Here is a 16,976-nt window from a genome sequence, read left to right as displayed (position 1 = left end):
GATAGAATCACCACAAATCAAGAGGACGGCAGGCACATGAAACGAATCCGGGTTATCGACTCGCATACCGGTGGTGAGCCCACTCGCCTGGTGCTGGATGGCCTCCCCGACCTGGGGCCAGGCACCATGGCCGAGCGCCTGGCGGTATTGCGCAAACAGCATGACCACTGGCGCCGGGCCTGCATGCTGGAACCGCGCGGACACGATGTGCTGGTCGGTGCCCTGCTCTGCCCCGCGGAGAGCGAAGGCGCCACCTGCGGCGTGATCTTCTTCAACAACACCGGCTACCTGGGCATGTGCGGCCATGGCGCCATCGGCGTAGTGGCGTCACTGGCCTATCTCGGCGAGATCCAGCCCGGCCGGCACCGTATCGATACCCCGGTCGGTACGGTGGAGGCCACATTGCATGAGGACGGCGACGTGACGGTGCGCAACGTACCGGCCTACCGCTATCGCCAGGCCGCAACCCTGGACGTACCGGGCCATGGCCGCGTCACGGGCGATATCGCCTGGGGTGGAAACTGGTTTTTCCTGATCGGAGAACATGGCCAGCGTATTGCGCTGGACAACGTGGAGGACCTGACCGACTACAGCTGGGCGGTGCGTCAGGAGTTGGAAAGGACAGGGGTGACGGGCGAGGATGGCGGAGTCATCGACCACATCGAGCTATTCGCCGAGGACCCGCAGGCGGACAGCCGCAACTTCGTGCTATGCCCGGGCAAGGCCTACGACCGCTCCCCGTGCGGCACCGGCACCAGTGCCAAGCTGGCCTGCCTGGCGGCGGACGGCAAACTGGCACCCGATCAAGTGTGGCGCCAGGCCAGCATCACCGGCAGCGAGTTCCACGGATATTATGAAACTGAGGGCGACAGGATCCGGCCCTACCTTCGTGGCCGCGCCCATATCAGCGCCGAAGCCACACTGGTCATCGACCCAAGCGACCCGTTCGCCTGGGGGATCGACAACACATAGGTCCGGTGCCTGTCGAACATGGCAAGAGGCGGGGCCGCTCCCGGGTGCCCTTGAGACGGAATATCTCGCCTTCCACACGGGCACCTCGATCAAAGATGCGATGATGTACATCGAACCAGCGTACTACTATTCATCCCGGTTGCTGTTTCCTGCACAATCATTGACATCATGACATCGGAAAGGAAGCCTCATGTCAGAAATTCCAACACTCCCTTGGGACACCCTGGCTCGCTATCGCTTGGTCGAAATTCTGGCATTATGGGAGGGGCAAGTCACCTCTTCACAGCTCAGCAAGGCCTTTGGAATCGGGGGCCAGCAGGCGAAGAAGATACTGCGACAATATCGTGAATTTTTTCCTCACAATCTGGTGTATGACGCATCACGCAAGGGCTTTCTTCCGAGGCCGACATTCCAGGCCAAATTCACCCGGGGCAAGGTGGAGGAATACCTGCATTTATTGGGGTCGCATCTGGGGCTGGACTCTCCATTCACCGGGTTGGGTCTGGGGGCGGCGGATACCGAATCATTGCCCATGCCAAGCCGGGTGGTATCGCCGTACGTAGTGCGCGAACTGGTCAAGGCGGCTCGCCAGGGGCTGCGTCTGGAGGTCACTTATGCCTCCTTCACCAACCCCGAGGGTGAGGAACGCATTATCGTGCCACATACCCTGATATTCGCCGCCGGGCGCTGGCATGTCAGGGCCTTCTGCGAGAAGCATCGTGACTTCCGGGACTTCGTGCTGAGCCGTTTTCGCTGCGTGCCGGAACCCCAGGGTCCGATGCTTGCCGAACATGGCGGCGAACACGACCGGGACTGGCAGACGATGGTGGAGGTGCGGTTGATTCCCGACCGGCGCCTATCGCCCCAGGAGCGCCAACTGCTGATGGTCGACTACGGTATGCAGGGAGGTGAATTGCGCTTGAACTGCCGGGGTCCGCTGGTGCTGTATGCACTGCGCCAATTGGGTGTGAACCCGCACCATGTGGAGATCGAACCACGTGCCCAGCAGATCGAGATCGCCAACCGCCCCGAACTCGAGCGCTGGATTCGCTGGGGCTAACCCTCGCCCTCAGGTGTCTTTCTCACGTTCCCGGTCGGTGTGCAGGCTGTTCAGATACTCGGAGCTCGGCTCCTGCTCGCCCGTGAAATAACGGTAATCTGCCAGCGACATCAATACCACATGACGGCCACCCTTACGGGCGATGATGACCGGCTCGCGGCGGTCGCAGACCTTATCGCACAGGCGCTCGAGGTTCTGACGAGCCTTGGAGAGGGTCGTGACATCGGTCGCCATGGCGAATGCCTCTCGGGGCTTCTACATTACATTTGCTTTACAGTTTAGGTCTGCCAGCGGACGGGGGCTAACCAGGCTTCGCTTATACAAACGATGAATGGCGCTTCAAGAGACTGACATTGAGCCACCACGTGCCGCCAGCACCCAGTGCCCGCCAAAGGGCACGTGGTTTCGTCACACGCGGGAGCCCTGTCGCGACTTGGCCGCGACAGGGCGAACCCTCACGGGACCGGTGAGGCTAAACCGACTCGGAACCGGCCAGTTCCCGATTGATCATGCGCTCACTGAAGGCCACGCCATAGCGGGCACGCGCCCAGGCGTACATCGCCAGGCCGAGCAGCATCCAGCCGGCGAAAATGGCCCACTCCACCGGTGCCAGCGCCGCGGGGCTGCCCGGCATGTAGAGTGCCATCATGCCCAGCGAGAGGATCACGGCCACCACGCCTACCGGCTTGCCGTAAGGCACCTTGAACGGGCGCGGCAGTTGCGGTTCGCGCTGGCGCAACACCAGGAAGGACAGCGCCACGAACAGGTAGGCCACCACGATGCCGAGCCCACCGGCCACCACCAGCCACACCAGCGCCGGGCGCCCCAGGAAGGGGGCGGCGCAGGAAAGGATCCCCATCAGGAAGATGGCGTTGGTCGGTGTCTTGTGGCGTGGATGCAACTTGCCGAGAAAGGCCGGCAACATCCCGGAATGTGCCAGGGCATAGATGGCGCGCGAGCCGCCGACATAGAAGGCGTTCCAGCTCGTCACGATGCCCGCGATTCCCGCCAGCACCATCAGATTGCCGGCCCAGGGGGCCTGGAACACCGCCTGCATCGCATCCGGAACCGCCAGCGAACTCTCGCCAAGCGCCTGGGGATCCAGCATCAGGGAGGTCCCCAGAATGATCAGCGCATACCAGAACACGGCCAAAATCACCGATACCATCAGCACCTTGCCGATTTCCCGGAAGGGTAGATCGATTTCCTCGGCGGCCTGGGGAATGACATCGAACCCGACGAACATGAAGGGCACCATGATCATGACCATCATGATGCCGCCCATCACGCCTTCGGAAGTATTGAACAGCGGCTCCATGGTCGCCCGCTCCCCCTCGAACAGGGAGCCGGTGATGAACATGATACCGACCACCAGGATCAGCAAGGTGACGACCTTCTGCACCAGGGCAACCGTGCGGATACCGACATAGTTGATCCCCATCATCGCCAGCGAGCCCAACACCCCGACGGCGACCCAGGTGGCGTTCACGTCCCAGCCGGCGATGGTCCACAGGTAGCCCACCGAGTAACCGGGGAACAAGTGCTCGACCACGGTCGGCAGCGCGACCGCTTCGAAGGCCACGACGCTCACATAACCCAACGCGATCGCCCATGTGCACAGGAAGGAGGAGAAATGGCCGAGCGCGCGATAGCTGTAAACATGCTCGCCCCCTACTTGGGGCATCGCCGACGCGAGTTCCGCATAGGTCAATCCCACCAGGACGATCGCGATGCCGCCGAGCACGAAGGCCGTGATGGCACCGAGGCTGCCCGCCGACTGGATCCAACTGCCGGTCATGACGATCCAGCCCCAGCCGATCATGGCGCCGAAAGCCAATGCCAGCACATCTTTTCGTGCCAGCACGCGCGCGAGCTGGCCACCGTTAGACACATCCGTTGTCATGTCATCTGCCTCGCTTGGTTATTTGCATTGGATTGTTTGATAAATAAACCAAAGAGTCGATTCGGTAATTTTTATCGACACAACAGGCAATATAATTGACAAATCAAGTGCCGACAACGACAACAGCATCAACTAGATGGCACGAGGCATCTATATAATTTCTTTCAATAGAATGCACCAAAATAGGGCGGGTCTCTAATAGCCAGCCTCCAAAGAATCCGCTCTTATATGTCAACTAAATACAACAACCTCGTCAGACCGCCATGCCAACGCGGTCGGGATATTCCGGGCGGCCGATCTGTGTCACTGCGCCCGCGGATGCTACCTTATGACATTCCGCTCAACCGCATTCGTGCCCTGCCTGAGGAGTCACCATGCCCCGTTTTCGCCCCTTTTCTCTCGCCGCGCTCGTGCTGCTGTCGCTCGCCCTGCCCACCACCGCGCTGGCCCAATCGGCGCAGCAAGAGTGGGACGCCTACCGCGATGCCCTCGAGCGCGGCGAGCGTCATGCCGACTACTGGCAGTACGGCTGGACGGGGTTCTACGCGACGACGCTGGCGGCCAACGCCTACCTGGCCAGCGAGGCGAGCGACAGCGACGACCGCTACGATGCGCGGGTGGGTGCGGTGAAGTCGGCGCTGGCGTTGGGCGGCATGTTCTTCGACCGCCAGCCACACCCCCAGGCGCGCCGCGAACTGGAGCGCCTGTATGGCGATGACGACCTCACCCAGGCGCGCGCCTTGATTGCCCAGACGGCGGCCATCGAGCGCGAGCGGCGCGGGTGGCAGGCACGCCTGGGCTCGCTGCTGGTCAACACGGCCGGCGCCCTGGTGATCGGGGTGGGCGACGATCGCCCCCGCGACGGGGCGATCAGCTTCGCCACCGGCTTACTGATCAACGAGCTGCAGATCCGGACCCAGCCCAACCAGGCCGGGCTGGCCGTGAACCGCTTCCAGCCGGCACGCCTGTCGCTGGGCGACATCCATCTGGACTACGAGTACGCCATGGTGCTGGCCCCCAACCAGGTCGGCATGCAAATCCGTTACTGACATTCTTTTTCCCACCCCGCCTGGCCGCTATCATAGGTGGCCAATCGTAGGGCGACGCGTCATGTCGATGTAGGACATGCGCGCGGCGCTTCGCTGCTGGTCTTTGCTATTATTGTTATGTTATAACTTCCTTCGTTCGTTCCGAGGTATCGCCATGGCCCATCGCCATCATCATCGGCCGGAAGGCCCATGTCATTTTTCGCTGATGTCGCTGGCAGCGTCGCGCCGCCTGCTATTGGCGCTGGTGCCGCTGGCCGGGCTGTGGCTGGCGGTGTCCTGGGCGGCAGGGTGGTGGGGCTGATGCGTTTGCGACTCGAGGACCTGCACCTGGCACAGAGTGGACGCACGGTGCTGGAGCATATCGAAGGCAGCTTCGAAGCGGGCACCATTACCGCCTTGGTGGGTGCCAATGGCGCCGGCAAGAGCACCCTGATCCAGGCCATCATGGGCGAACTCAAGCCGATCGCCGGCAAGGTGGAGTGCGACGTGCCCAAGGAGCGGCGTGCCTGGCTGCCGCAGCAACTGGCGCTGGACCTGACCTTCCCGATGAGCGTGGAAGAGCTGATCATGACCGGCACCTGGCCGAGCCACGGCGCCTTGCTCGGCTATTGCGGTCCGCATTATCGCAAGGCCCGCGAGGTCATGGCTCGATTGGGCATCTCGCATCTGGCCCATCGCCCGCTGGGCGAACTGTCCGGCGGGCAGCGCCAGCGCGCCTTGCTCGGCCGCACCCTGATGCAGGAAGCCGAGTTGTTGCTGCTCGACGAACCCTTCGCCAATGTCGACATCGAGACCGTCGAGGTGCTGACCGAGGTACTGCGCGACATGGCCGCCAAGGGCACCACCATCATCGTGGTGCTCCACGATCTCGAGCAGCTCACCCGCCTGGCCGACTGCGTGCTGGTACTGGCCGGTGGCCACGGCCAGTGGACCACGCCACAAGCCATTCTCGAGCGACATCATGGCGGCGCGCCGCGTCATCATCATGCGCCGATCCTGCCACTCGACCTGCAGAACCTGCCGTCATGATCGAGCTCTTCAACAGCTGGTTTATCGCCCCCTTCGACTACGGCTTCATGCAACGCGCGATGGTCGCAGGCCTCGCCCTGTCGCTGGCGGCGCCGCCGTTGGGGGTGTTCCTGATGCTGCGCGGCATGAGCCTGATCGGCGATGCCATGGCGCATGCCATTCTGCCCGGCGTGGCGCTGGGCTTCCTGCTCGCCGGTTTCTCGCTGCCGGCGATGAGCCTGGGCGGCATGCTCTCCGGGCTGGTGGTGGCGGGGCTGGCCGGCAGCGTGTCGCAGATGTCCGGCCACCGCGAGGACTCGGCCATGGCCAGCTTCTTCCTGATCTCGCTGGCGGCCGGCGTGATGCTGGTGTCGCTGGGTGGTAGCAGCGTCGACCTGACCCATGTGCTGTTCGGCTCGATCCTGGCCGTCAACACCACCGCGCTGATTTTGATCGCCGCCATCAGCAGCGCCATCGTGCTGGCCCTGGCGCTGATGTTCCGCGCCCTGGTGGTGGAGTGCCTGGACCCGCTGTACCTGCGCGGCCAGGGCGTGCGCCATGGCCTGGTACATGGCCTGTTCCTGGCGCTGGTGGTGCTCAACCTGACCGCCGGCTTCCAGACCCTGGGCACCCTGATGGCGGTGGGGCTGATGATGCTGCCGGCCACCGCGGCCCGCTTCTGGAGCAAACGTCTGGAGGGCCTGATGGCCATCGCCATCGTGTGGGCCATGGTCGCCAGCACCGGCGGCCTGCTGCTCTCCTACCACCTGTCGCTGCCGTCCGGACCGAGCATCATCATGCTGGCCGGTGTCGGCTATGTACTGTCGGCACTGCTGGGCCGTCATAACAGCCTATTGACCAAGCTGCGCCGGCGCGCCACCCCCCTGGAAACCGGCGAAGCCGCCTAGGACGACCACTCATCCACAAGGAACGCTACCCATGCATAAACCGCTAGCCCTCGGGATCCTGCTCGGCACCGCCGGCCTCGTGACGCTGCCTCCCGTTCATGCCAGCGAGCGCCTCGATGTCGTCGCCAGTTTCAGCATCCTGGCCGATATGGTCGAGAACGTCGGGGGCGAGCATGTCGACGTGACCTCGTTGGTGGGACCGGACAGCGATACCCATGTCTTCTCTCCCAGCCCGACTCACGCCCGAGCCCTCGCCGAAGCCGACGTGGTGGTATTCAACGGGCTCCAGTTCGAGGGCTGGATGGAGCGTCTGATCGACTCCAGCGACTATGCCGGCGTACTGGTCACCGCGACCGACGGTGTCAGGGCGATGGACTATCACGGCCGCGATCAGGAACATGCGCATGGCCACGATGAGCACGACGATGACGACCATGGCGACGACCACGGTCATGACGATCAGGAGCAGGGCCATGACGATGGCCATGACGCCCATGGCGACCAGGACCCCCACGCCTGGCAGGACCTGTCGCTGGGCAAGCTCTACGTCGCCAATATCCGTGATGGCCTGATCGAGGCCGATCCGGACAACGCAGACAGTTACCGTGACAATGCCGAACGGTATATCAAGGAGTTGGAGACCACCGATGCGGAAATCCGTGAGCTGCTCGGCGAGATTCCCGCCGCCAGCAGCGTGGTGACCGGACATGATTCCTTCGGCTACTTTTCCAACGCCTACGGTGTGCGCTTCCTGTCGCCGGCCGGGCTTTCCACCGAAGTCGACCCCTCGGCTTCCGACATGGCGCAATTGATCGATGTGATTCGCGACCAGGATATCCAGGCCCTGTTCCACGAGAGCATGACCAACCCCGCCACCATCGACCAGCTCGCCGAGGAAACCGGGCTACCGGTCGCCGGCACCCTGTACGCCGATGCCCTGGCCAGTGACGGCGAGGCAAGCACCTATCGGGGCATGATGCATCATAACGCCGAGGTGCTGCATGCCGCCCTGGCCGAGCCCGGTCATGACGCTGACCGGGAACATGGCCACGACGACCATGATGATCATGGGCACGACGACGATCATGGCCATAGTCACTGATCGTCTTTCTCTTTTGGCTGGACTGGGCGTCGCCTTCGGGTGGCGCCTTTTTTATGGGACGATTCATGGCATCAATGCTGTCCGCCAGGAGCCGCCATGCTCGAACTGCATCAGGTCCGCAAGTCCTACCCCACGCCGCAAGGCCGCTTGCCGGTACTCGCCGGGATCGACTTGCGCCTCGCCGCCGGCGAGAGCCTGGCCCTGATGGGCGAATCGGGTAGCGGCAAGTCGACCCTGCTGCATCTGGCCGCCGGCCTGGATACCCCCGACAGCGGGGAGATCCGCCTGGCCGAGCAGGCGTTGTCGGAACTCCCCGAGCCCCGCCGCGCGGCACTGCGCCGGCACCGGCTGGGGCTGGTGTTCCAGCAGTTCCATCTGGTGCCGAGCCTGAACGTGGCCGACAACCTGCGCCTGCAGGCGCGCCTCGCCGGGCGCGAGGATAGCAGCTGGAGCCATGAGCTGCTCGCGCGCCTGGGACTCGCCGAGATGGCCGATCGCTACCCCGAACAGCTCTCCGGTGGTCAACAGCAGCGCCTGGCCATCGGCCGTGCCCTGGCGGTGCGCCCGGCGTTGCTGCTGGCCGACGAACCGACCGGCAACCTCGACGAAAGCAGCGCCGACGAGGTGCTGGCCCTGCTGCTGGCGCTGGTCAAGGACAGCGGTTGCGCACTGCTGATGGTGACCCACAGCCCCCGCGTGGCGGCACCGCTCGACCGCTGCCTGCGGCTCTCGCATGGCCGGCTGTCGGAGCCCCCGCCGTGAACCCCGCCAGCGCCGCCGCGCAGTGGGCCGCCTTCACGACCCTGCTGTCGCACTATCGCCGCCATCCCGGCCAGCTTGCCATGTTGCTGATGGGCCTGTGGGTGGCCAGCGCGCTGTGGAGCGGCGTGCAGGCGATCAATGCCTCGGCGCGGGACAGCTATGCGCGCGCCGAGGCGCTGTTCAGTGCCAACCTGGACCGTATCGAGCGCCGCGATGGCCAGCCGCTGTCGCTCGACGAGTATCTGGCCCTGCGCCTGGCGGGGGCGCCGGTTTCGCCGCTGGTGACCGGCGAACTGGAGCTTGCCGACGGCAGCCGCCTGGAAGTGATGGGGATCGATCCGCTGACCTTGCCGGAAGGCAGCGGCCTGAGAACCGCCGGCGGCATGGCGACGCTGCCCGACTTTCTGCAGCCGCCCTACCGCACCCGCCTGGCCCCCGATACGCTGGCAACCCTGACGGTGGGCGACGATGCCACCCTGACGCTGGCCGATGGCCGGAAGTCCCCCCAGCGGGGGGGTTTAGGGGGGAGAGGCAAAGAGCTGCCGCCCGTGGAGCTGGCCCCGGGACTGCCGCCGGGAGTAGCGGTCATGGATATCGCCGCCGCCCTCGACCTGCTCGAGCGCAGTGGCTTGAGCCATCTGCTGATTGCCCCGGACGAACCGCTCGACCTGCCCCCGCACCTGGTCCGCAGCACCGCCGAGAACCTGGCGGCACCGGGCCAGTTGACCGACAGCTTCCATCTCAACCTCACCGCCATGGGGCTGCTGGCACTGGTGGTGGGGCTGTTCATCGTGCATGCCGCGCTGAGCCTGACCCTCGAACAGCGCCTGGGGCTGCTGCGCACCCTGCGCGCCCTGGGGGTCTCGGGCCGGGCACTGGTGGCCTTGCTGCTGAGCGAACTACTGATGCTGGGCCTGGTGGGCGCGGCACTCGGCATCGCCAGCGGCGTGTGGCTGGCGCAGTGGCTGCTGCCCGACGTCGCCGCCAGCCTGCAGGCGTTGTACGGCGAACGCCTGGGCGGTGAACTGGTGCTGCCCTGGCACTACTGGCTGGGCGGGCTGGCGGTCACCCTGGGCGGCCTGCTGACCGCGGGGCTGGGCACGCTGTGGCGGGCCGCACGCCTGGAGGTACTGGGCCTCGGCCAGGCCCAGGCCTGGCGCGGACAGTTCCTTCGCCAGCTCACCGGCATGGCGGTGATCGGCAGCCTGCTGTGGGGAGTCGCATTGGGCCTGCTGGTGTGGCTCGAGCACCGGCCGCCGGCCGAGGGACTGACCCCCGGCTTCCTGATGATCGCCGCGGGACTGCTGGGCAGCGCCTTGTGGCTGCCGCCGCTGCTGGCCATGTCGCTGGCGCTCGTTGGCCGGCTGCTGCACCGGCGGCCACTGGCACAGTGGGCGCTGGCCGACCTGAGCCTGCAGTTGCCGCGGCTCGCGGTGGCGATGATGGCGCTTCTCCTGGCGCTGTCGGCCAGCCAGGGGGTAAACAGCATGGTCGGCGGGTTTCGTCTCACCTTTCTCGAGTGGCTGGATCAACGCCTGGTCGCCGACCTCTACCTGCGCCCACCCGCAACGCAATACGCGGCCACCGTCGCTTGGCTCGAGGCGCGCCCCGAGATCGCCGCCCTGTTGCCCAGGGCACGCGCCGAGGCCACGCTGCTCGACGGTGAAGGCATGCGGGCCCAAGCGCCCCTGTCGGTGAACGTCTATGGTGTCACGCCGCATCCAGCGCTGACCGAACGTTGGCCCCTGCTGACCAGCCTCGAGGGCGAGACAACGGCCTGGCGGGCCTTCGCCCGGGGTGCGGCGATGATCAACGAGCAGCTCGCCCTGGCCACCGGCCTGGCGCCGGGCCAGCGGCTGCATCTGTCCAGCCCCTCGGGGCCGCTGGAGTTGCGCGTCGCGGCAGTCTATCCCGACTACGGCAATCCCCGCGGCGAGGTGATGCTGACCACGCCACACCTGAGCGAACGTTTCCAGACGTCGCCCGATTCGCTCGGCATCGTGCTCGACCGCGAGACATCGGCGGACGATGTCGCGGCCCTGCAAGGTGATCTGCGCCAGGACCTTGGCATCGGCGGCGACAGCCTGATCGACCAGCGTGAACTCAAGCAGCGGTCGACCGAGATCTTCGAGCGTACCTTCGCCATCACCCAGGCCTTGAACACGCTGACGCTGGGGGTGGCGGCGCTGGCCCTGCTATCGAGCCTGCTGGCCCAGACACGCCAGCGTCGCGGCCAACTCGCGCCGTTGTGGGCGCTGGGCGTGGCACGCGGCCCCTTGGTCGGCGTGAGCATCGCGCAGCTTGGCGGGGCGGCGCTCGCCACCGCCGCCCTGGCGGTGCCTCTGGGCCTGGCCTTGACCTGGTGCCTGGTGACGGTGATCAATGTGGCGGCCTTCGGTTGGCGCCTGCCGTTGCACATCTTCCCCCTGCAGATCGTCACGACGCTAGGCCTGGCACTGCTCGTCGCCATCCTGGCGGCACTGCTCCCCGCCTGGCGATTATGGCGCACACCGCCTCGCACGCTGCTGATGGAGTTCGAGAGCGTATGAGGTGGCCAGATGCTAGCCTGCTCAAGCGCCCCCGCACCTGGCTCGCCCTGAGCCTGGTCGCGTTGCTGGGGCTGATACTGGCGCTGCAGCGTGGCGGCGAGTCACCGATCGAGAGCTTCGCCGGGTTGGGCGAAGCGACCGAGGGATATGCCCAGGCGCGTCCCGGGGCGACACTGCGCTTCCCTGCCGATCACGGGGCCCATCCCGATTACCGCATCGAGTGGTGGTACCTGACCGCCAACCTCGAAGACGGCAATGGAACCCCGCTGGGCATCCAGTGGACGCTGTTCCGCCAGGCGCTCTCGCCCGATGATGACAGCGAAGCCGACGACGCTTCGCCATGGAGCAGCCGCCAACTGTGGATGGCCCACGCTGCGCTGTCGACCCCAGACGAGCACCTCGTCGCCGAGCGCTTCGCCCGCGGCATGACATTGCCGGATGGCCGAGGCCAGGCCGGGGTCGTGGTATCCCCCTTCCTGGCCTGGCTGGACGACTGGCGCCTGGCCAGCCGGGTGACGGCGCCTGCCGACGATGCCTTCGATCACCTGCAGGTGACGGCGCAGGGAAACGACGCCGGCCGCGCTTTCGGCTACCGCCTCGAACTCACCGCCGAGGGGCCGCTGGTACTGCACGGCGAGGACGGCTTCAGCCAGAAGGCCGCCGATGGCCAGGGCTCCTACTACTACAGCCAGCCATTCCTGCGTGTCGCAGGCGAGGTCGAGATCGATGGCGAGGTTCGCCGGGTCAGCGGTCAGGCGTGGCTGGATCGCGAGTGGAGCAGCCAGTTGCTGAGCCCCACCCAGCGCGGCTGGGACTGGTTCTCGCTGCACCTGACCAGCGGCGACAAGCTGATGGCCTTCCGCCTGCGCGGTGGCGGCGAGGAAGGCGGCGACCCGGCCTCGAGGCATTGGGTCTCGGGTAGCTGGATCACCGCGGATGGGCAGCAGAGCACCCTGCGCAACGACGATCTGCGTCTGACGCCAGTGACCCACAGTTCGGTCGCCGGTCGCCGGCTCCCTACCCGCTGGCGTCTGCGCCTGCCGGCCCGCGGGCTCGACGTGACCGTGACCGCCCGCCACCCCGCACGCTGGATGGACACCGTCTTCCCCTACTGGGAAGGCGGTGTGGTGGTGGAAGGCAGCCACTCGGGAGTCGGCTATCTGGAAATGACCGGCTATTGAGCCATGACAGCGATGTCTCGGACGCGCTACGACTATATCCGAATTGGAAATGGTGGACTTCCATTTCGATGGATTATCTTCTCCATGGAATCGAATAAGCTGACGGCATTCGTCCAATCCCAAGAGGCAACTGCCATGCAAGCTTATGCCATTACCCTGCTGCGTCTGTCCCTCGGCGTCATGACCCTGGCCCACGGGCTGCTCAAGGTCTTCGTCTTCACCATTCCCGGTACCGTGGGCTATTTCGAGTCGATCGGTTTCCCGGGCGTCCTGGCCTATCTGACCATCCTGGCGGAGGTCGGTGGCGGCCTCGCCCTGCTCCTCGGTGTCTATACCCGTTGGGTGAGCCTGGCCCTGGTCCCGGTGTTGCTCGGCGCCGCGTTCGTCCACCTCGGCAACGGCTGGATGTTCTCCAACGCCGGCGGCGGCTGGGAGTTCCCGGTGTTCTGGGCCCTCGCGCTGCTGGTTCAGGCGGGCCTGGGAAGTGGAGCCCTGACGGTCAGCCGCCGTTTCGCCTGAGCGCCAACGAGGGCGGCCATCACCACAGACGCCACCTCCCATCCCGGGAGGTGGCGTCTTGCGTTGGTCCGCCACGAAGCCTCGTCCTCGGGCCGAGGCAGGTGTGGTGTAGGGGGATTCTGCAAGCGGGGGAACTCCGCAGCGGTGGTCGGTGTCGGTAAAATACTCGTTCAAGCGTGTAGCGCTTGGAGTCACGATAACAACCGGCGCCTATCGAGAGCGGCGCACGCAGGACAACGGAAGAGGAATCTCGGCATTCTAAGGAACAGAAATATGTACAGTTCGGATCGTACTAGCCTGGTCGTATTCTGCCTGGCACTGGCCTTCCTCGCTTTCGTGGGCGGGGCGTTCGCCATCCTGGCCAAGGTGTTTCCCTACGCATACTTCAATGACGCCTATAAGGCGGCCCAGGCGCTGATCGAACAGCGCTCGGTCGTCGACCCCTATACCCAGACGGACCTATGGCGCAAGGCCCGCACCGAGGAACGAGGCGTCACGATCCATGAGTCCGACGCCGTCTACGAGGGACTGACCCTCTACACGTCCGGGGACGGCACCTACGCCAACCTCATCGATATGGACGGTAACGTCGTCCATCAATGGTCGCTGCCGTACAGCGAGGTCTGGCAGGAGTCTCCTCGCGGTGCCGAGCCCCAGTCGGACGACCTGATGTTCTGGGACAAGGTGCGGATGCTGCCCAACGGCGACCTGATCGCCATCTACGACGCCGCCAATGACACGCCATGGGGCTATGGCATGGTCAAGCTGGATCGCGACTCGAAGTTGCTGTGGAGCTACCACGCCCATACCCACCATGACCTGGATATCACCCCGGATGGCCGCATCATCACCTTGACCAATGCGTTCACCGAGGAACGCATCGATACCTTTCCCCAACTGGAGGACCCTTGGCTGAACGATTATCTGGTCGAACTCGACGGCGAGAGCGGCGAGGAGTTGAGCAAGACGTCGTTGCTGCATGCCTTTCTGGATTCGCCTTATCGCGAGCTGGTCTACGCGATACCCCGCTTTGCTCTCGCCGATCCGTTGCATGCCAACAGTGTCCAGTTTCTCGATGACGCCACGACCCGGGCTTTCGCGCCCGCTCGCGGCAACCCCGGCCAGGTGATGGTGTCGTTTCGCCACCCGGGAGCGATCGGCCTGATCGATCCCGAGAGCGGTGAAATGACCTGGGCGCGGCACGGTCCCTGGCTGGGCCAACACTATGGCCGCGCCCTGCGCAACGGCAATTTCACACTCTTCGACAACTATGGCAACTTCCAGGAAAAGAACGATAGCCGGGTGCTGGAGGTGAACCCAGGTAACAATGCCATTGTCTGGAGTTATACGGGAGATGACGAGCATCCTTTCAAGAGTGGGTTACGCAGCTCTGCGGAAACGCTCCCCAATGGCAATCGCTTGGTCACCGAATCGGATGGCGGGCGCTTGTTTGAAGTCACCCGGGAGGGTGAAATTGTCTGGGAGTTCGTCAATCCGGTTCGCGGGGGGGACAAGGATCAGTTCATTCCCGTCGTCTCAGCGGGACAACGCATCGCTCTCGGAAACATCGACGCAGACTTTCGTGCTGTTCTCGACACATCAGGAGATGATTGACATGATGCGCCAAACCAAGCGATTCGCCGCCCCCTTCGCCATGGGGATTCTCACTCTCGGTCTCGCTCTTCCCGCGCAGGCCTATGTCGGCCCGGGCGCGGGATTGAGCCTGCTGACTGCCCTCTGGGGTCTCATCGCGGCCGTCGGTGTCGCCGTCGTTTTCCTCGTGATGTGGCCTATCAGGCGCATGCGTCGACGCAAGGCGGCGGCGACCCAAGCCGCATCACAGCCGACCGCGTACCGCGCCGATGCCGAGCCTTCGGTCCAACAGGGGGCGGATGCCAAGACATCGGCCGACACGGATTCCACATCACGACCACCCAGGACTTGATCGCGTAATGGTACCCGGCGGAGGCAGGCCTGCTGCCGTCCGCCGGGGTGGACACGCGTCATCCACACGGAGTGTCAGGAGGTCGCATGGAAAGCATGGGAATACTAGATCTACCCGCCCCGTTATTCGCGGCGGTGGACCACGTGATGGCGATGGGATTGCCTGCCGTCTTGCGGCTGGTCATCTGGGCCGCCATCGGCGGAGCGGTCACGCTGGGATTGTACCGCCTTCTCTCACCACAGGAGAAAATCGGCCGCGCCAAGCGGGAGGCGAGGAGCGCCCGCCAGCGCTTGAATGCCTTCGATGGGGAACTGGCCGACGCCGGCCCGCTGATTCGCGCGCAGTTCGTCGCCGCCTTCAGGCATCTCGGCCTGGTGCTGCCCTCCACGCTGGTCTCCATATTGCCCTTGCTGGCACTACTGGTGTGGCTGGACACCTCTTACGGTCATGACTACCCCGCCGCCGGCGACACCCCCGTCGTGATGGCCTCGCCGGGCCACCTCGACGCCGAGTGGGTGGCCGATGACCAACAGCCGCGGGTCAAGGTCCGCGAGCATGACATCGAGGTCGTCGAGATCGCCCTCTCGGCGCCGGTTCCGGTGATCGAGAAACGCCACTGGTGGAACTGGCTGATCGCCAACCCGCTGGGCTACCTGCCGGGCGATAGCGGCATAGAGCGTGTCGAGATCAGCCTGCCGGAACGCTCCTATCTACCCATAGGGCCGAGCTGGATGCGTTCCTGGATTGCGGTCTTCTTCCCCGTGATGCTGATCGTTTCCCTCGTTATCTATCGGTGGGCGCGCATAGAATGACGACTTCCTCATCGCAAGACTCCCGTGTCGAGGCAAAGCACGATCCCGGCTTCACGGTTCCCACCTGGATGCACGTGCTTGGCGGTTGGGTACACCGCCATCCGCGCGCCTGGACCCGGCTAGGGAATCTCGAAACCCGCATCGTGCAGGATGCCATCGCCGAGATCACTGTCGATCGACCGGTGTACGTGGCAGGACTGGCGCGTTCGGGCACCACGATTCTGCTCGAACGCCTGGCCGAACATCCGCAAGTGGGCACGCACCGCTACGCCGACTTTCCGCCGCTGCTGACCCCGTACTGGTGGAATCGCTGGCTATCGCTCGTGCCGAATTCGCAGGAAGAAGCGCAGGAGCGCGCCCACAAGGACGGCATCGCCGTCACCTCGCAAAGCCCCGAGGCCTTCGAGGAGATGCTGTGGATGGCATTCTTCCCCCGCATCCACGACCCGAGCCGCTGCGCCGTTCTCGACCGAGAAGCATCCCACCCGGCGTTCGAGCGCTTCTACGACGACCACATTCGCAAGCTGCTGGCCGTACGCCAACGTCAGCGCTATGTCGCCAAGGGCAATTACAACCTGGTGCGGCTGGGCTATCTGCAGCGTCTCTATCCCGAGGCGCGCTTCGTGCTGGCGATACGCGACCCGGTGTGGCATATCGCCTCGCTGATGAAACAGCAAGCCCTGTTCGCCGCGGGCGAGGCGAGTCAGCCGCGCGCCCTGGAACACATGCGCCGGGTCGGTCACTTCGAGTTCGGTCTGGATCGACGCGCGATCAACGTCGGCGACGATGCACTGACGGCCAGGATCACCGGGCTCTGGGAGAGCGGGCAGGAGGTCGAAGGCTGGGCCCACTACTGGGCCGCCATCTACCGTCACGTGGCCGACTTGCTGGACGCCGACCACGCGCTCCGGGAAGCCTGTCTGGTGGTGCGCTACGAAGATCTCTGCAGCCAGCCCGAGGCGACCCTGTCGCGGGTCCATGTGCATAGCCAGCTGGCTATCGAGCCGCAAGCGATCAAGGAGGCAGCGGCGGGGCTGCATGCTCCCACCTACTACCGACCCAAGTTCAGCGATCGGGAACTTGCCCTGATCGAGGAGATCACCCGGCCGGTCGCGCTACGTTTCGGCTATGGCCACGAGCCGGGCAGTTGATGGAACCGGCCCCCTATCTTCGAACGGCATCGCCGAGTGTAGGGGGCCGCAGTCA

At 64.9% G+C, this 16,976-nt stretch carries 17 protein-coding genes; 15 read left to right on the top strand and 2 right to left on the bottom strand.

Annotated elements, in window-relative coordinates:
- Positions 1-36: 36 nt before the first annotated feature.
- Together ACFOEV_RS10620 and ACFOEV_RS10615 are read left to right on the top strand one after the other, a co-directional pair.
- Complete coding sequence (locus ACFOEV_RS10620; protein WP_386773655.1) at positions 37-972, top strand: 4-hydroxyproline epimerase; 936 nt, start codon at positions 37-39, stop codon at positions 970-972.
- A gap of 190 nt (positions 973-1,162) precedes the next feature.
- Positions 1,163-2,032, top strand: a complete 870-nt coding sequence (locus ACFOEV_RS10615; RefSeq protein WP_386773653.1) for a WYL domain-containing protein — start codon at positions 1,163-1,165, stop codon at positions 2,030-2,032.
- Positions 2,033-2,041: 9 nt separating this feature from the next.
- Here ACFOEV_RS10615 and ACFOEV_RS10610 read toward each other — a convergent pair whose 3' ends face one another.
- Together ACFOEV_RS10610 and ACFOEV_RS10605 are read right to left on the bottom strand one after the other, a co-directional pair.
- Entirely contained in the window at positions 2,042-2,266 is a 225-nt protein-coding gene (locus tag ACFOEV_RS10610) for a type II toxin-antitoxin system Phd/YefM family antitoxin (RefSeq protein ID WP_386773651.1), read from the bottom strand.
- A gap of 238 nt (positions 2,267-2,504) precedes the next feature.
- Complete coding sequence (locus ACFOEV_RS10605; protein WP_386773649.1) at positions 2,505-3,935, bottom strand: APC family permease; 1,431 nt, start codon at positions 3,933-3,935, stop codon at positions 2,505-2,507.
- Between the two features lie 374 nt (positions 3,936-4,309).
- Between ACFOEV_RS10605 and ACFOEV_RS10600 the strand changes: the two genes are divergently transcribed.
- The 13 genes from ACFOEV_RS10600 to ACFOEV_RS10540 all read left to right on the top strand — a co-directional run bounded on the left by ACFOEV_RS10600 (position 4,310) and on the right by ACFOEV_RS10540 (position 16,921).
- Positions 4,310-4,984: a hypothetical protein gene (locus tag ACFOEV_RS10600; protein WP_386773647.1), complete on the top strand. Its 675-nt coding sequence runs from the start codon at positions 4,310-4,312 to the stop codon at positions 4,982-4,984.
- 154 nt (positions 4,985-5,138) lie between these two features.
- A complete protein-coding gene (locus ACFOEV_RS10595) occupies positions 5,139-5,285 on the top strand; it encodes a hypothetical protein (RefSeq protein WP_386773645.1) in 147 nt (48 codons plus the stop codon).
- Positions 5,285-6,013: a metal ABC transporter ATP-binding protein gene (locus ACFOEV_RS10590; protein WP_386773643.1), complete on the top strand. Its 729-nt coding sequence runs from the start codon at positions 5,285-5,287 to the stop codon at positions 6,011-6,013. The genes ACFOEV_RS10595 and ACFOEV_RS10590 overlap by 1 nt, the downstream gene beginning before the upstream one ends.
- Entirely contained in the window at positions 6,010-6,900 is an 891-nt protein-coding gene (locus ACFOEV_RS10585; RefSeq protein WP_386773641.1) for a metal ABC transporter permease, read from the top strand. The genes ACFOEV_RS10590 and ACFOEV_RS10585 overlap by 4 nt, the downstream gene beginning before the upstream one ends.
- A gap of 31 nt (positions 6,901-6,931) precedes the next feature.
- Positions 6,932-8,002 carry a metal ABC transporter solute-binding protein, Zn/Mn family gene (locus ACFOEV_RS10580; protein WP_386773639.1) on the top strand — a complete coding sequence of 357 codons (1,071 nt, stop codon included), beginning with the start codon at positions 6,932-6,934 and terminating at the stop codon, positions 8,000-8,002.
- A 96-nt stretch (positions 8,003-8,098) separates the two neighbouring features.
- Positions 8,099-8,764 (top strand): ABC transporter ATP-binding protein, encoded by a 666-nt coding sequence (locus ACFOEV_RS10575; protein ID WP_386773637.1) that lies wholly within the window; start codon positions 8,099-8,101, stop codon positions 8,762-8,764.
- The gene (locus ACFOEV_RS10570; RefSeq protein WP_386773635.1) at positions 8,761-11,313 is read left to right on the top strand and encodes an FtsX-like permease family protein; all 2,553 of its coding nucleotides are present in this window, start codon (positions 8,761-8,763) and stop codon (positions 11,311-11,313) included. Before ACFOEV_RS10575 ends, ACFOEV_RS10570 begins: the two co-directional genes overlap by 4 nt.
- On the top strand, positions 11,310-12,494 hold the full coding sequence (locus ACFOEV_RS10565; RefSeq protein ID WP_386773633.1) for a lipocalin-like domain-containing protein: 1,185 nt from the start codon (positions 11,310-11,312) through the stop codon (positions 12,492-12,494). Before ACFOEV_RS10570 ends, ACFOEV_RS10565 begins: the two co-directional genes overlap by 4 nt.
- 135 nt (positions 12,495-12,629) lie before the next feature.
- Positions 12,630-13,013, top strand: a complete 384-nt coding sequence (locus ACFOEV_RS10560; RefSeq protein ID WP_386773631.1) for a DoxX family protein — start codon at positions 12,630-12,632, stop codon at positions 13,011-13,013.
- Between the two features lie 273 nt (positions 13,014-13,286).
- On the top strand, positions 13,287-14,627 hold the full coding sequence (locus ACFOEV_RS10555; RefSeq protein ID WP_386773629.1) for an arylsulfotransferase family protein: 1,341 nt from the start codon (positions 13,287-13,289) through the stop codon (positions 14,625-14,627).
- Position 14,628: 1 nt separating this feature from the next.
- Complete coding sequence (locus ACFOEV_RS10550) at positions 14,629-14,958, top strand: hypothetical protein (protein ID WP_386773627.1); 330 nt, start codon at positions 14,629-14,631, stop codon at positions 14,956-14,958.
- Positions 14,959-15,044: 86 nt separating this feature from the next.
- Positions 15,045-15,770, top strand: coding sequence for a hypothetical protein (locus ACFOEV_RS10545; RefSeq protein WP_386773625.1), 726 nt, complete (start codon positions 15,045-15,047; stop codon positions 15,768-15,770).
- A complete protein-coding gene (locus tag ACFOEV_RS10540; RefSeq protein WP_386773623.1) occupies positions 15,767-16,921 on the top strand; it encodes a sulfotransferase in 1,155 nt (384 codons plus the stop codon). Before ACFOEV_RS10545 ends, ACFOEV_RS10540 begins: the two co-directional genes overlap by 4 nt.
- Positions 16,922-16,976: the final 55 nt, after the last annotated feature.

Source organism: Litchfieldella rifensis, assembly GCF_042646605.1.
GTDB lineage: Bacteria > Pseudomonadota > Gammaproteobacteria > Pseudomonadales > Halomonadaceae > Litchfieldella > Litchfieldella rifensis.
Note: the sequence above shows the minus strand (reverse complement) of the source record. Positions and strands in the feature narration are given on the sequence as shown.